Genomic DNA, 15,376 nt, shown 5'->3' on the forward strand with positions numbered 1-15,376 from the left:
TCCTTCGTTCTCTCAACACTCATGGTGAGGAGCGCGGAACGCGCGTCTCGAACCATGCAGGCCCCATATCGCCCGGAGCCATCCTTCGAGATGCGGCCTTGAGGCCGCTCCTCAGGATGAGGGCCTGAGTCCGTGGCCTCTATCGCCCGGCTGAACCACCCCGAGATTGTTCGCGACCAACGAGATGTGCTTCAATGGCATTGCGTTCAATGGGCTGGCTGGATTTGTCATGAGATCGATGCTTGCGGCAACACTGATGTTTGCGGCTGCGACAGGCGCACACGCCCAGATGACGACACCGCAGATCCCCGGCACCAAGCCGAAGCCGGTCCAGACCGTTCCGATCCGGCCTCCTGCTTTGCAGACGCCGGCTGCGACGGCCGATGCCATGGCGCAGGCGGAGCGGCTATCGCTGCAGTCCGACCTTGCCTGGGTCGGCCAATATAACGGCGCCATCACCGGCGACGTCAGCGCGCGCCTGGTCGAGGCGATCAAGGAGTATCAGAAGGCCAAAGGCGGCAAGCCGACCGGCGTGCTCAATCCGCAGGAACGCGCCGCGCTCACCGAGACCGCGCGCCGCAAACAGGAGAGCGTCGGCTGGAAGATTGTAACGGAGATGACCAGCGGCGCGCGGCTTGGCATTCCCTCAAAACTGGTGCCGCAGCAGGCGACCGATGCCAACGGCTCGAAATGGACCTCTCCCACCGGAACGGTGCAGGTGCTGCTCAGCCGCCGCAAGGAGGCGAACCCGACCACAGCCAAGCTTGCCGAAGCGGAGAAGAAAGAGCCGGGTCGCAAGGTCGACTACACCGTGGTGAAGCCCGACTTCTTCGTGCTGTCGGGTCTGCAGGGTCTGAAGAAATTTTACATGCGCGGCACCTCCAGGGGTGATGAAGTTCGCATCATGACGATCCTCTACGACCAGGCGACCGAGAACACCGTCGAGCCGGTCGTGATCGCGATGTCGAGCGCGTTCACTGCATTCCCGTCGGGGCCACAGGCCGGGCCGCCGCCACGCAAGACGGTCGAATATGGCACCGGCCTCGTCGTCAGCGACGATGGCGCGATCGTCACCGACCGCCTCGTCACCGATTCCTGTCTCGCGATCACGGTCGCCGGCTATGGCAGCGCCGACCGTCTCGCCGAAGACCGGGAACACGACCTCGCGCTGCTCCACATCTACGGCGCCCGCGGCCTGAAGCCGTTCAGCCTCGGCAGTGGCGCGGCGAAGACGAGCGTTGATGTCGTCGGCATCGCTGACCCGCAGAGCCAGGGCGGCGCGGTCGGTGTGTCGAGCCTCAAGGCCGCGCTGGCATCCGTCGGTGGCAGTGATTCAGCGCTGTCACCACCGCCCGCGGTCGGATTTTCCGGCAGCGCCGCCATCGACGGCGACGGCAAGTTCGCCGGCATCGCACTGTTGAAGCCGGCGATGGTTGCGGGCGCCGCGACGTCGGTACCGGCGTCGCAGGCGGTGATGGTCTCCGCGGAGACGGTGCGCGATTTCCTGAAGACAAACGGTGTCACCGCGAACGGCACCTCGACGGATGCGAAAGCCGCCGTCGTGCGCGTGATCTGCGTGCGGAAGTAAGCTCGCCGAAGGCGCGCAACCTCTCCACGAGCGGAAGAGCTGACCGAGCTCGCGACCCAGCACGCCATTAGCTCAGCCTGAATCTGATCCCGGCCTTCGCGAGGCCACCCGAGATCCCGACCGGCGTGCCGTCCGCACGCCAGCAAGCGGCGCCACTCATGGTGCCGTCGTCGTGGAAGGCGATACCGTTCATGCCGCCGGCGACTGTCGCGACAGGCTGCACCTTGTGACCGAGGCTCTCGAGCTTCGCGCGCACGCTCTCCGGTACGTTCTGTTCGACTTCGAGCGCATTGCCCTCCGTCCAGACCCGCGGCGCCTCGACCGCTTCCTGCAAGCTCATGCTGTGGTCGATCAGATTGACCAGCGCCTGCATTGCGCTCGGGAAGATACGCTTGCCGCCGGGTAGGCCCAGCGCATAGCGCAGCTTTCCGTCACGGAGCGCCATCATCGGCGACATCGAGGTCGTCACCCGCTTGCCCGGCGCCAGCGACAGGGCGTGGCCTGGACGCGGATCAAACAGGTTCATGTAGTTGTTGGCGATGGCGCCGAGGCCCGGGATCATGATCTTGGCGCCGAACAGATTGTTGATGGTCTGCGTGGTCGCAACCACGTTGCCGAACGCATCAGCCGCCGTCATGTGCGTGGTGTGAGCGCCTTCAAGCTGCGACACGCCGGCGCCCCAGCTCTGCGCCCGTGCCGGATCGATCGCAGCGCGGCGCTCCTCGGCATAGGCCTTCGAAGTCAGCCGCTCCACGGGGACGCCGACATAATCAGGATCGCCGCTGGCAGCGGCGCGATCGGCGAATGCGATCTTCAGGACCTCCGCGAGATAGTGGATCGTTTCCGGTGTGCCGAAGCCGAGGCTGCCGATGTCGTAACCCTCCAGGATGTTCAGCATCTGCGCGATATGCACGCCCGAGGCCGCGGGCGGCGGCGGGCCAAAGATGGTCCAGCCTCGGTAATCGGCGCGGATCGGCTGCCGTTCGACGGTCTTGTAGCTGGTGAGGTCGTTGCGCCGGATGAAGCCGCCGGCGTTTTCCATGTAATCGACCAGGATGTCGCCAAGCGGCCCCTCATAGAGCGCCTTTTCACCGTGGTCGGCGATATGCCGCAACGTCTCGGCATATTCGGCCTGTACCACGCGCTCGCCGACCTTCAACGGCTCTCCATCAGGCAAGTAAATCGCCGCGATCGGCTTGTCCTTGCGCATTTCGGCGGCGCTCTCGCTGATGCATTCGTGCAGATAGGGTGTCGCCGCGTAGCCGCGCGCGGCGTGCTTGATCGCGGGCTGCATGACATCGGCGAGGCTCATGGTGCCGAAGCGGCGCAGCGTCTCGCACCAGGCTTTCAGCGAACCCGGTGTGGCGACCGCCTTTGGGCCGTTGAGATTCTCATTGCCGACGGTGTCGAACACGTCATGCGCGGAGCCCGGCGTCGGGGTGTAGCTGGTGTCAAGCACCGCCGCGGGCACGGTGCTCTGCCCGTCGATGAAACGGTGGCTGCCGTCGGCGAGCCGGATGTGCGCCATGCCACCGCCGATGATGCCCACCATCATCGGCTCGACCACGGTCAGCGTGAACAGGGTCGCTATCGCGGCGTCGACGGCGTTGCCGCCGGCGGCCAGCATCTCCGCGCCGGCGCTCGAGGCCAGTGGATGGTTGCTGACCACCATGCCGCGGCTCGATACCGCAGGCATCTTATGGCATTCGAAGTTCGTCGCCGTCCGGTCGCGCCAGTTTCCGCCCATGCCTCTTGTCCTTCTTACTCACGGTATCAAGCACAGCACACGTACGAGTACGGGTCCAGTAATGGTACGGATTCGCTGGCATTCCCGCTTCCGCCATCATCGTCCCTGCTGATTCGGACCTCCGCGATCCCCTTTGGATCGGGCCGGCACGTCCTGAGCGAGAAGAGCTCAGCATCGAGATCGATGCACGTTCGCGTGGCGTTTCCCTGGCCCAAGCACTCCAAAGGATTGATCTTCAATGCACACGATCGCACTGGCCACCCAAAAGGGTGGCAGCGGCAAGAGCACGCTCGCCATCGGCCTCGCGCTGGCAGCCAAGCAGGCCGGCTTCACCGTTCGCCTGATCGAAACCGACCCGCAGGGCACACTGTCCAATTGGCAGCGCCGCCGCACCACCGATGATCTCGTCGTCGAGCCGATCTATCACGCCGCCGACATCGAGCCGCGCCTGAAGATGCTGGCCGACAGCGGCCTCCAGATCGCGATCGTCGATACCGCCGCCGGCCTCAGCGCCGCGACCACCGCCGCGATCCGCCATTCCGACCTCTGCCTGATCCCGGCCCGCCCGAGCGTCGCCGACATCGAAGCCACCGTCTCCACGCTCAGCGTCGCGCGCGCCTGGAAGCGCCCCTACAGCTTCGTGCTGAACCAAACGCCGATCCGCGGCCAGCGTATCGATAATGCCGCCAACACCCTCGCCGAGGAAGCCGCGCTCGATCTGGCCGAGGTGCTCGCGCGTCCCCTGATCGTGATGCGCAACGACCACCAGGACTCGCTCGCAAGCGGCCTCGCGGTGAACGAATTCGCCCCGAACGGCAAGTCGACCGAGGAGATCCGCGGCCTCTGGCATTGGATCGAGACCCGGCTCGAGCTCGCCGCCACCACCAATGTCTTGATCGACCAGGTCATCGCGGCCGCGGACGGAATGTTGCACGTCGCCGCCGAGCTTGCAGCCGACGAGACCACGATACTGGCGTCCTGAGCGGGGCAATCGCTCAGACGGCAGCCGGCCCTTCACCATCCGGAAGGGGCCTTAGCGACGAAGCAATCCGGCCACCAGCCCGGCCGGATTGCTTCGCTTCGCGTTTTTGGGAAACTCTATCGCCGCCATCATTGCGAGGAGCCCTTGCGACGAAGCAATCCAGGCTGTTTCGTCGGCAAGATTCTGGATTGCTTCGCTGCGCTCGCAATGACGGTCGTGGTGGGCTCGTCACTCTCGCAGAAGCTTACGGCCTCTCGGTTACGAGCCTGATTTTCACTTCTGACATTTCGGACACCAGAACGTCGACCGGCCGTTCTGCGTAAAACGCTTCACGGTGCCGCCGCATCGCGGCGTCGTGCATTTCTCGCCCTCGCGGTCATAGACCTTGAACGAGTGCTGGAAATAGCCGAGCTCGCCCGAGGTCTGGCGATGATCGCGCAAGCTGGAGCCGCCGGCCTTGATGGCGTCGTTCAGCACGGTATGGATCGCGCCGACCAGTCGCTTCGCATGGTCGGTGGTCTCGCCCTTCTTGGTCGACAGCGTCGCGGCGATCCGGCGCGGCGACAGATGCGAGCGATGCAGGGCTTCGCAGACATAGATATTGCCGAGCCCGGCGACCACGCGCTGATCGAGCAGCGCGGCTTTCAGGCTCGTGGTCTTGCCAGCGCAGGACCGCGCCAGCATCGCTGCGTCGAATTCGTTGCCGAGCGGCTCGGGGCCGAGCCCGCGCAACAGCGGCTCGTCGTCGAGGGCACTGCGCGCGATCACTTTCATGTAACCGAAGCGGCGCGGATCGTTGAAGATGATGTCGGCCCCGGAGGACATCCGAAACAGCACGTGATCGTGCGTGGAGTCCTTCGCTCGCGGATAGTGAAACTCGCCGGGCGCTACCTCGTTGTCCGGCTTGATGACGCGAAACGAGCCCGACATGCCCAGATGCATCAACAGCACGTCGCCGGAGGCGAGATCGGCCAGGAGATATTTTGCACGGCGGCCGAGCCCCGTGACGACCTGCCCCTTCAGTCGGGCCACGAAGTCGGGCTGGAAGGGAAAGCGCAAATCGGGCCTGCGGGCCTCCGCGACCAGGATTTTCGCACCCTCCATGACAGGCTGAAGGCCGCGGCGGACGGTCTCGACTTCGGGCAATTCGGGCATGGTCAGGCATTCACCTTATGAGGGCGGTGTGATAGCGCCATTGCGGCGGGCGCGCTATGGTCCGCCTCGTGGAGTAGAGTAATGGATCGGCCGGGCGAAACCACGCATTTTGGCTTCAGGGACGTTCCCCTGGGCGACAAGCAGACGCTGGTGAACGATGTGTTTCACAGCGTGGCGTCGCGCTATGATTTGATGAACGATTTGATGTCCGGTGGCCTGCACCGGGTCTGGAAGGACATCATGATCACCGCGCTCGACCCACCCAGAGGCGACCGGCCGTTCGCGCTGCTCGACGTTGCCGGCGGCACCGGCGACATCTCGTTCCGCGCCGCCAAGGCCGCAGGCGCGGGCTTCCATGCCACCGTCTGCGACATCAATTCCGGGATGCTGGAGGTCGGCCGCGAGCGCGCCGCAAAGCGGCATCTCGAGACCCAGGTCGATTTTGTCGAGGGCAATGCCGAAGCGCTCGCTTTCGCCGACCGCAGCTTCGACGCATATACGATCGCTTTCGGCATTCGCAACGTGCCGCGGATCGACCTTGCGCTGGCCGAAGCCTATCGCGTGCTCAAGCCAGGCAGCCGCTTCCTCTGTCTGGAATTCTCCACCGTCGAGATGCCCGGGCTCGATCGCCTTTATGACCTGTTCTCGTTCAAGGTGATCCCGCCGCTCGGCCGCATGATCACGGGTGACGCCGAGTCCTACCAATATCTGGTCGAGTCGATCCGCAAGTTTCCAAGACCCAACGCCTTCGCCGACATGATCCGCAACGCCGGCTTCGCCCGCGTGAACTGGCAGATGTTGTCCGGCGGCATCGTCGCACTGCATTCGGGCTGGCGTTTGTGATCTCTGCCATAACCCATAGTGCGCGCCTGATGCGCGCCGCGTTCGTATTCGCGCGCGAGGGCGTGTTCGGCGCCGTCGATCCGAGTCTGGTACCGCCGCACGGACAGCTCGCGCTGAAACTTGCGCGTATCATCGAGCGGCGCGGTCCGAAGCAGGGCCCGCGGCTGTCGCGCGCGCTGACCCGGATGGGCCCGGCCTATCTCAAGCTCGGACAATTTCTGGCGACCCGTCCCGACGTCGTCGGCGTCATCATGGCGCGCGACCTCGAAAGCCTGCAGGACCGCTTGCCGCCGTTCTCGCAAGCCGAAGCGGAGGCTGCGATCGCGACTTCGCTGGAACGGCCGCTGACCGATGTGTTCGTGAGCCTCAGTGCGCCGGTCGCAGCGGCCTCGATCGCGCAGGTGCATCGCGGCGAAGTCCTGCGCGACGGCATCCGCAAGGCGGTCGCCGTGAAAGTGCTGCGCCCCAACGTGGCCGCTCGCTTCCGCCGCGACCTCTCCGACTTCTTCTTCGTCGCATACAAGGCCGAATCCTATTCGTCCGAGGCGCGGCGCCTGCGCCTGATCGAAGTCATCAACACCATGTCGCGCTCGGTCGCGATGGAGATGGACCTGCGCCTCGAGGCCGCGGCGCTGTCGGAGATGGCGGAGAACACGCGCGACGATCCTGATTTCCGGGTGCCGACCGTGGACTGGGACCGTACCACGCACAACGTGCTGACGATGGAGTGGATCGACGGCATCGCGCTGAACGATCACAGGCGCCTGGCCGAGTCGCAGGTCGACCTGCCCGATCTCGGCCGCAAGGTGATTCAGAGCTTCCTGCGCCACGCGTTGCGCGACGGCTTCTTCCACGCCGACATGCACCCAGGCAATCTGTTCCTGGATGACGCGGGCCGCCTCGTCGCGGTTGATTTCGGCATCATGGGCCGGCTCGGCATGAAGGAGCGGCGCTTCCTCGCCGAAATCCTGCTCGGCTTCATCACCCGCGACTATCGTCGTGTCGCGGAAGTGCATTTCGAGGCAGGCTATGTGCCTGCGCATCACTCGGTCGAGAACTTCGCGCAAGCGATCCGTGCCATCGGCGAGCCCATTCACAACCGCACGGCGGAAGAGATCTCGATGGCGCGGCTGCTGACGCTGCTGCTCGAGGTCACCGGCCTGTTCGACATGACCACGCGGCCCGAGCTGATCCTGCTCCAGAAGACCATGGTGGTGGTCGAGGGCGTGGCACGCGGCTTCGATCCCAAGCTCGACATCTGGAAGGTCGCCGACCCCGTGGTGCGGGAATGGATCGAGCGCAATCTCGGTCCGATCGGCCGGGTCCAGGGCGCGATCTCCGGCGCCGGCGACCTCGCGCGCATCCTGATGCGTCTGCCTGATATCGCCGCGCGCTCGGTTGCGGTGCTCGAACAGCTGGAGACCATGACACGGGAGGGCATCCGGCTGTCGCCGGAGAGCATCGCGGCGATGGGCCGCAGCGAGGGCCGCAAGAACCGTTGGCGCACCGTGGCGCTCTGGATCATCGCCGCGACCTTCATCGGCATCCTGATCGCCGTCCGGAATCTTTGATTGCAGTGCAATCATGCGAATGATAGCATCGCTATCATTTCGCGCCGGAGAGTGCCATGGCAAGTCTGACCATCCGCAAGCTCGACGAGAACGTCAAAACCTTCCTCCGCCTGCGCTCGGCCAAGAACCGCAGGTCGGTCGAGGAAGAGGTCCGGGTCATCCTCGGGGAGCTGATCGAGGGCCGCGAGGAGCCCCTGACGCCATTCACGGCGCCGCCCGCAGCCTCGGCCACGCCGCTGCCCCAACGCACCGGCGCCGCTCCAGAAGCCAGCGTCACCCTGATCATCGGCGGCGGGATCGCGGCCTACAAATCGCTCGACCTGATCCGAAGGCTCAAGGAGCGGCGGATCGAGGTGCGTTGCGTGCTGACCAAGGCGGCGCAGCAATTCATCACGCCGCTGGCCGTGAGCGCGCTCTCGCATGAGCGCGTCTACACCGACCTGTTCGATCCCCAGAGCGAGTTCGACGCCGGCCATATCCGCCTCGCGCGCGAGTGCGACCTGATCGTGGTGGCGCCCGCGACCGCGGATTTGATGGCCAAGATCGCCAACGGTCATGCCGACGATCTCGCCAGCGCCATCCTGCTCGCGACCAACCGCAAGGTCCTGCTCGCGCCGGCGATGAACCCGCTGATGTGGAACAACGCGGCGACGCGGCGCAACGTCGCGCAGCTTCAACGCGACGGCGTGATGCTGATCGGGCCGAATTCCGGCGAGATGGCGGAAGCAGGTGAAGCCGGTATCGGCCGCATGTCCGAGGCGATCGAAATTGCGGCCGCCGCCGAGCGCCTGCTGCGGCCGCCAGTGCCGCGCCCCCTCGCCGGCAAGCGCGTGCTGATCACGGCTGGTCCGACCCACGAGCCGATCGATCCGGTGCGCTACATCGCCAACCGGTCCTCCGGCAAACAGGGCTTTGCGATCGCTGCCGCCGCACAAGCCGCAGGCGCCGAAGTGATCCTGGTCAGCGGCCCGGTCGATCTCAACGATCCCCAGGGCGTGACGGTCAAGCATGTGGAATCGGCACGGCAGATGCTGGAGCAGGTGCAGGCCGCGCTGCCCGCTGACATCGCGATCTTCGCCGCCGCCGTAGCCGACTGGCGGGTCGTCAATGAAGGCGAGCAGAAGCTGAAGAAGACTTCGGCCGGCATGCCGCCGCTCCAGCTGGTCGAGAACCCCGATATCCTGGCGACGATCTCGAAACTGACCGACAAGCGGCCGCCGCTGGTGATCGGCTTTGCCGCCGAGACCGAGCACCTCATCGACAACGCCAAGTCGAAGCTTGCTCGCAAGGGCTGCGACTGGATTGTCGCCAACGACGTCTCCCCCGCAACCGGGGTGATGGGCGGGGACCGCAACACCGTGCACCTCATCAGTCGCAGGAACAGTGAAAAGAACGATGAGAAGGATGGCGAGATTGCAGTTGATTCCTGGCCGGTGATGACCAAGGAACAGGTCGCCATTGAACTGGTCGCGCATATCGCAAAAAGCGTGACCGGCAAATTCCGGGAGCCCGCATCTTGAGCACCAAAGTCACCGTCGAACTGCAACGCCTGCCCCATGCGGAGGGGCTGCCGCTGCCGGCCTATCAGACCAATGATGCCGCCGGTCTCGACCTGATGGCGGCGGTAGCCGAGAACGAGCCCCTGACGCTCGCGCCCGGCCAATACACGCTGGTGCCGACGGGACTCGCGATCGCGTTGCCGCCCGGGTACGAGGCGCAGGTGCGGCCGCGTTCGGGCCTTGCCGCCAAGCACGGCGTCACCGTGCTGAACTCGCCGGGAACGATCGACGCGGACTATCGCGGCGAGATCAAGGTGATCCTGATCAATCACTGCCAGACCGCCTTCGTGGTCAAGCGCGGCGAGCGCATCGCGCAGATGGTGATCGCGCCAATGGTGCAGGCTACGCTCATTCCCGTGGCGACATTGTCGGCGACCGACCGCGGCGCCGGCGGATTCGGCTCGACCGGCCGCTAGGCGCGGCACATCCGGCCGAATCACCCGAGGAACTACGTGAATTGGAACACCGCGCCCCGCATTTTTTTGGGACCGCCTTTGCGTTCACGATCTGGACTCTTACCGGTGGAGTCACGGTGAGGGTATTGTCGTTTGATTCGCGCGCGACGGGGGTCGCCGCGCGCAAATTCGTGCGATCTTGGGGCAACTATGTCAGGCGTGATCGTGTCGATGCGTCGGACGCTGCTGTCGTGCACATCGCTCGTGCGCAACGGCTTGTTGGGAAGCGCTCTCGCAGCGCTGCTGCCGGCTGCGCCGGCTGAGGCCGCCGACCTCGTCGACACACTCTCAACGTTGCTGGATTTCAACCGGCAGGAGCTCGCGGTGCTGGCCACCGCGCTGGCCTTGCTCGGCTTCTCGGTGGTGGCCGCGATCCTCCTGATGCGCACGCGCGTTCGCACGGCGAAGAACGAGGCGCGGCTGCGCGCACGGATCGGGGAACTCCAGCTCCAGGCCGACCGATTCGGCGCATTGCTGTTTGCCGAGCCGCAGATCCTGATCTCCTGGCCGGCCGGCGACAATCGCGCGCAGATCTCCGGTGACACCTCCATGGTGCTGCCGCGCGACTCCTCTCCACAGCGCGTGCTGGCGTTTGGAACCTGGTTGCCGCCGGAACCGGCGCTCCGGATGGACCACGCCGTCGACGCGCTGCGCGACCGCGGCGACGGGTTCCAGCTGACGCTCACCACCGCGCATGGCCACACGCTGGAGGCCATCGGCCGCGCCATCGGCGGCCAGGCCATCGTCAGGATTCGCGAACTCTCAGGGCTCCGCCGCGATCTGGCCGAGACCAATCTGCGTTACAAAGCCCTCTCCGACGAGACGGAGATGCTGCGCGGCTTCGCGACCGCCGCACCCTGGCCGATCTGGGCCAAGGGCGAGAACGGCGCGCTGGCTTACGCCAACCCCGCCTATGTCCGTGCGACCGAGGCGGCCAGCATCACCGACGCCCAGGAGCGCAAGCTCGAGCTGCTCGACAGCGCCGACCGGAGCGCGATGGAGCGGGGGCTGAAGGAAGCGGCCAATTTCACCTCGCGCCTGCCGATCGTGATCGGCGGCGAGCGGCGCATCTATGACGTGCGCGCCGTCAATGTCGGCGGCGGCAATGTCGGCGTTGCCATCGATGCCAGCGAGGCGGATGGGTTGAGCTCAGCGCTGGTGCGGATGGCGGAAGCGCATCGCCGCACGCTCGACCAGCTCTCCTCCGGCGTCGCCGTGTTCGACGGCCAGCGCCGGCTCGCCTTCTACAATGATTCCTACCGCCAGCTGTGGGACCTCGACCGTACCTTTCTCGACGCCAACCCCGATGATTCCAGCGTGCTCGACAAGCTCCGCGCCGCGCGCAAATTGCCGGAACAGCCGGACTTCCGCGCCTGGAAGGCCAAGCTGCACGAGGCCTATCGCGCGGTCGAGGCTGCCAAGGACACCTGGTACCTGCCCGACGGCCGCGCGCTCTCCGTCGTTACCACGCCGAACCCCGAAGGCGGCGTCACCTATCTGTTCGACGACGTCACCGAGAGCCTCGAGCTCGCCCGCCGCTTCGACGGCATGATCCGGGTCCAGCGCGAAACGCTGGACAGCCTGGCCGAGGGCGTCGCGGTGTTCGGCAGCAACGGCAAGGCGCAGCTGTTCAACCCGGCCTTCGTCCGGATGTGGAAGCTGTCCGTTGACGCCATGCGCGACGAGCCGCACATCCAGACGGTCGAGGGCTGGTGCCATCAGCTATTCGACGACGCGGTCGTCTGGCGACAGATCCGCGAGGCCGTCACCTCGATCGAGAGCCGCGCCGACATTCCGCTGAAGCTGGAGCGCAAGGACGGCAGCGTGCTCGACGGCATGATCCGGCCCCTGCACGACGGCGCCACGATGCTGACCTTCCAGGACATCACCGACACCGAGAACGTCGAGCGCGCGCTGCGTGAGCGCAACGAGGCGCTGGAGGCGGCCGACCAGATGAAGGTGGATTTCGTCCACCACGTCTCCTACGAGCTGCGCTCGCCGCTCACCACCATCATCGGCTTCGCGCATTTCCTCAGCGATCCCTCGACCGGGCCGCTGACGCCGAAACAGGCCGAATATCTCGACTACGTCACCAAATCGACCAATGCGCTGCTGGCGCTGACCAACAACATTCTGGATCTCGCCACCATCGACGCCGGTGCCATGAAGCTGGAACTCGGCCCGGTCGACGTCAGCAAGACCATCGAGCTCGCCGCCGAAGGTCTCCAGGACCGGCTCGCCACCGACCGCATCCGCCTCAAGGTCGAGATCGCGCCCGATGTCGGCAACTTCACCGGCGACGAGAAGCGCGTGGTGCAGGTGCTCTATAACCTCCTCGCCAACGCCGTCGGGTTTTCTCCACCGGATTCCACCGTCGGCATCAGCGCCCGCCGCACCGAACGCAGTGTGGTCTTCACCGTGACAGATTCCGGGCCTGGAATACCTGCCGACATGAAGGACAAGGTGTTCAACTGGTTCGAAAGCCGCTCACAAGGCTCGCGTCACCGCGGCGCCGGGCTCGGCCTGTCGCTGGTGCGCTCCTTCGTCGAGCTGCATGGCGGCAATATCCGGGTCGATTCGATCGTGGGCAGGGGCACGGTCGTGATCTGTGACTTCCCGACCGACCAGGCGGCGCATCGCGACGCCGCCGAATGACTGCGCCAACCACATTCTCCGTCGCGCTCCACAACGAGACGGCCACCGCGCAACTGATGGCCGACCTCGCGCTGCTGGTCGGCCCCGGCGATGTCATCACGCTCACCGGCGATCTCGGGGCCGGCAAGACCGCGGCGGCGCGTGCCATGATCCGCTACCTCGCCGGCGACGATGCACTGGAAGTGCCGAGCCCGACCTTCACGCTGGTGCAGGGCTACGAGCTGCCGCCATTCCCGGTGATGCATGCCGACCTCTACCGCGTCGAGGACGAGAGCGAGCTCGAAGAGATAGGGCTGGCGCCGCTGCCGGAAGCAACCCTCGTCCTGATCGAATGGCCGGAGCGCGCACCGTCGGCGATGCCTCAAGACCGCATCGACATCGCGCTGACGCACCGGCCGGCATTGGGCTCGAATGCACGCGCCGCCGACATCACCGGCCATGGCAATGCTGCCGCCACCGTCGCGCGGCTGCAGGCGCTGCGCGAATTCCTCGATGCATCCGGCTACATGGAGACAACGCGCAAGCGCATGGCGGGCGACGCCTCGACCCGCTCCTATGCGCGGCTGCTCCGCGACGACGAAATCGTCATCCTCATGAATTCTCCGCAGCGCCCGGATGGTGCTGCCATGTACAACGGAAAATCCTACAGCGCCGCGGTGCATCTCGCCGAAAACATCAAACCCTTCGTCGCCATCGACGAGGGCCTGCGCGCGCAACGAATCTCCGCGCCCGCAATCCATCATTCCGACCTCGACCATGGATTCCTGATCAGCGAAGACTTCGGCAGCGAAGGCGTGATCGAGGGCGATCCGCCGCGCCCGATCGTCGAACGCTACGAAGCCGCGGCCGATTTACTGGCCGCGCTGCACGGCAAGACGCTGCCGGAAACGCTGCCGCTCGGCGGGCAGACCTACGCCATTCCCGTCTTCGATACCGAAGCGCTGCTGATCGAAATCGGCTTGATGCCGGAATGGTACCTGCCCGATCGCAATGCGCCGCTCGACGACGAGAAGCGCGCCGCATTTTTCGCGATGTGGCGCGAGCTGCTGAAGAAACCGCAGGCCTCGCCGAAGACCTGGATCATCCGCGACTATCACTCGCCGAACCTGATCTGGCTCGGGAATCGCACCGGCATCGAACGCGTCGGCGTGATCGATTTCCAGGACACCGTGCTGGGGCCGCAATCGTACGACGTGGTGTCGCTGCTCCAGGATGCCCGCATCGACGTGCCCGAGGCGATCGAACTGACGCTGCTGTCGCGCTACATCAAGGCTCGCCGCGCGAGCGACGCGAGCTTCGACGCGGCCGGCTTCGCCGAGCTCTACGCCATCATGTCGGCGCAGCGGAACACGCGTCTGCTCGGCACCTTCGCCCGCCTCAACCGCCGCGACGGCAAACCGCATTATCTGCGTCACCAGCCGCGGATCTGGACCTATCTCCAGCGCTCCCTGGCGCATCCCGCGCTCGCCCCTCTGCGCGACTGGTATGTCGCCAACGTCCCGCCGCCCCAAGGCCCGGCCCAAGACTGAAAGGCCAGTAGGGGCTGAAACGACTGATTCGGGGCCCGATTTACCGGCTGTTAGCCAAGATGCCGGTAATCTCGCGGCGGAGCAGCCGGATGATTACGGGCTGGAGCAGGGCAGATGGCGGTGAAGACGGACGAGCGCGGCAACAGCCGGGTTGTTTTCGAGCGCGGGATCGCGGCCCAGATGATGGGTATCGACGGCACCTGGCGGCGCGACTGCACCATGGAGGACGTCTCCGACAGCGGCGCCAAATTGACCATCGACGGCTCGGTCGAAGGCTTGCATCTGAAGGAGTTTTTTCTGCTGCTGTCGTCCACCGGACTTGCGTACCGACGCTGCGAGCTCGCCTGGGTCAATGGCGACCAGATCGGCGTCAACTTTCTCAAGCTCGGCGACAAGAAGAAAAAGGCGCGTTCCACATCCATCGGGGCGTAACGGCAACACCCGTCGTACAAGCGTCATGGCAGGTGGTTAAGGCGGTTAAGACGCGGTGCGGTCAGTCGAACCTCGTGTTAGGATTGCTGCGAACGCGAAATCAGTAGGTCTGAGAAAGCGAAGGATGTCCGTCAAACCGACCAAAGCCATGGTGCTCGCCGCAGGGTTCGGCCTGCGCATGCGTCCGTTGACGGACAAGATGCCGAAACCGATGGTTCCGGTGGCCGGCCAGCCGCTGCTCGACCATGTGCTCGACAAGCTCGGCCAGGCCGGCGTGAGCGAGGCGGTGGTCAACGTGCACTACCTGCCGGACCAGATCATCGATCACACCGCATCCCGTCAGCATCCGCGCGTGACCATCTCGGACGAGCGCGACCAGGTGCTCGGCACCGGCGGCGGCGTGGTCAAGGCACTGCCGCTGCTCGGGGACGCACCGTTCTTTCACGTCAATTCCGACACGCTATGGATCGACGGCGTGCGCTCCAACCTGACGCGGCTCGCCGAAAACTTCGATCCCGCGCGGATGGACATTTTGCTGCTGATGGCGCCGACGGCGACCAGCATCGGCTATAGCGGCCGCGGCGATTACGGCATGCTGGCCGACGGCGCCCTGCGCAAGCGCAAGGAAAAAGAGGTCGTTCCGTTCGTCTATGCCGGCGCAGCGATCCTGTCGCCGTCGATCTTCGCCGATGCCCCCACGGGCGAGTTCTCGCTGACCAAGATGTTCGACCGTGCCAACGAGCAGGAGCGGCTGTTCGGCCTTCGCCTCGACGGCGTCTGGATGCATGTCGGCACGCCCGATGCCGTGCACGCGGCGGAAGAGGCGTTTCTGGAGAGCGTGGCGTAGGGCTGCGCTATTG

12 protein-coding genes are annotated in these 15,376 nt (G+C 65.5%); 10 read left to right on the forward strand and 2 right to left on the reverse strand.

Annotated features, from left to right (window positions below; translation table 11 throughout):
• The first annotated feature begins 229 nt into the window (after positions 1–229).
• Positions 230–1,588 (forward strand): serine protease, encoded by a 1,359-nt coding sequence (locus tag IVB45_RS36610; protein WP_247357424.1) that lies wholly within the window; start codon positions 230–232, stop codon positions 1,586–1,588.
• A gap of 67 nt (positions 1,589–1,655) precedes the next feature.
• Here IVB45_RS36610 and ggt read toward each other — a convergent pair whose 3' ends face one another.
• On the reverse strand, positions 1,656–3,335 hold the full coding sequence (gene ggt, locus IVB45_RS36615; RefSeq protein WP_247357423.1) for a gamma-glutamyltransferase: 1,680 nt from the start codon (positions 3,333–3,335) through the stop codon (positions 1,656–1,658).
• A gap of 238 nt (positions 3,336–3,573) precedes the next feature.
• On the opposite strand from ggt, the gene IVB45_RS36620 reads away from it, so the two are divergent.
• On the forward strand, positions 3,574–4,317 hold the full coding sequence (locus IVB45_RS36620) for a ParA family protein (protein WP_247357422.1): 744 nt from the start codon (positions 3,574–3,576) through the stop codon (positions 4,315–4,317).
• Between the two features lie 273 nt (positions 4,318–4,590).
• On the opposite strand, the gene mutM is transcribed toward IVB45_RS36620, so the two are convergent.
• Positions 4,591–5,472, reverse strand: coding sequence for a bifunctional DNA-formamidopyrimidine glycosylase/DNA-(apurinic or apyrimidinic site) lyase (gene mutM / locus IVB45_RS36625; protein ID WP_247357421.1), 882 nt, complete (start codon positions 5,470–5,472; stop codon positions 4,591–4,593).
• Positions 5,473–5,553: 81 nt separating this feature from the next.
• Here mutM and ubiE point away from each other — a divergent pair, with 81 nt between their 5' ends.
• The 8 genes from ubiE (at position 5,554) to IVB45_RS36665 (ending at position 15,363) form a co-directional block, all read left to right on the forward strand.
• Positions 5,554–6,315: a bifunctional demethylmenaquinone methyltransferase/2-methoxy-6-polyprenyl-1,4-benzoquinol methylase UbiE gene (ubiE, locus tag IVB45_RS36630; RefSeq protein ID WP_027566148.1), complete on the forward strand. Its 762-nt coding sequence runs from the start codon at positions 5,554–5,556 to the stop codon at positions 6,313–6,315.
• Entirely contained in the window at positions 6,312–7,886 is a 1,575-nt protein-coding gene (ubiB, locus tag IVB45_RS36635; RefSeq protein ID WP_247357420.1) for a 2-polyprenylphenol 6-hydroxylase, read from the forward strand. The genes ubiE and ubiB overlap by 4 nt, the downstream gene beginning before the upstream one ends.
• 56 nt (positions 7,887–7,942) lie before the next feature.
• Positions 7,943–9,406 carry a bifunctional phosphopantothenoylcysteine decarboxylase/phosphopantothenate--cysteine ligase CoaBC gene (coaBC, locus tag IVB45_RS36640; RefSeq protein ID WP_247357419.1) on the forward strand — a complete coding sequence of 488 codons (1,464 nt, stop codon included), beginning with the start codon at positions 7,943–7,945 and terminating at the stop codon, positions 9,404–9,406.
• A complete protein-coding gene (gene dut, locus IVB45_RS36645; protein WP_247357418.1) occupies positions 9,403–9,861 on the forward strand; it encodes a dUTP diphosphatase in 459 nt (152 codons plus the stop codon). The genes coaBC and dut overlap by 4 nt, the downstream gene beginning before the upstream one ends.
• Before the next feature lie 189 nt (positions 9,862–10,050).
• Positions 10,051–12,555 carry a PAS domain-containing sensor histidine kinase gene (locus IVB45_RS36650; protein WP_247357417.1) on the forward strand — a complete coding sequence of 835 codons (2,505 nt, stop codon included), beginning with the start codon at positions 10,051–10,053 and terminating at the stop codon, positions 12,553–12,555.
• On the forward strand, positions 12,552–14,084 hold the full coding sequence (tsaE, locus tag IVB45_RS36655) for a tRNA (adenosine(37)-N6)-threonylcarbamoyltransferase complex ATPase subunit type 1 TsaE (protein WP_247357416.1): 1,533 nt from the start codon (positions 12,552–12,554) through the stop codon (positions 14,082–14,084). Before IVB45_RS36650 ends, tsaE begins: the two co-directional genes overlap by 4 nt.
• 114 nt (positions 14,085–14,198) lie before the next feature.
• Positions 14,199–14,516, forward strand: a complete 318-nt coding sequence (locus IVB45_RS36660) for a PilZ domain-containing protein (RefSeq protein WP_247285101.1) — start codon at positions 14,199–14,201, stop codon at positions 14,514–14,516.
• Positions 14,517–14,640: 124 nt separating this feature from the next.
• Positions 14,641–15,363 (forward strand): nucleotidyltransferase family protein, encoded by a 723-nt coding sequence (locus tag IVB45_RS36665; RefSeq protein ID WP_027566154.1) that lies wholly within the window; start codon positions 14,641–14,643, stop codon positions 15,361–15,363.
• The last annotated feature ends 13 nt before the right edge of the window (positions 15,364–15,376 follow it).

The sequence above is a fragment of the Bradyrhizobium sp. 4 genome, from assembly GCF_023100905.1.
GTDB lineage: Bacteria > Pseudomonadota > Alphaproteobacteria > Rhizobiales > Xanthobacteraceae > Bradyrhizobium.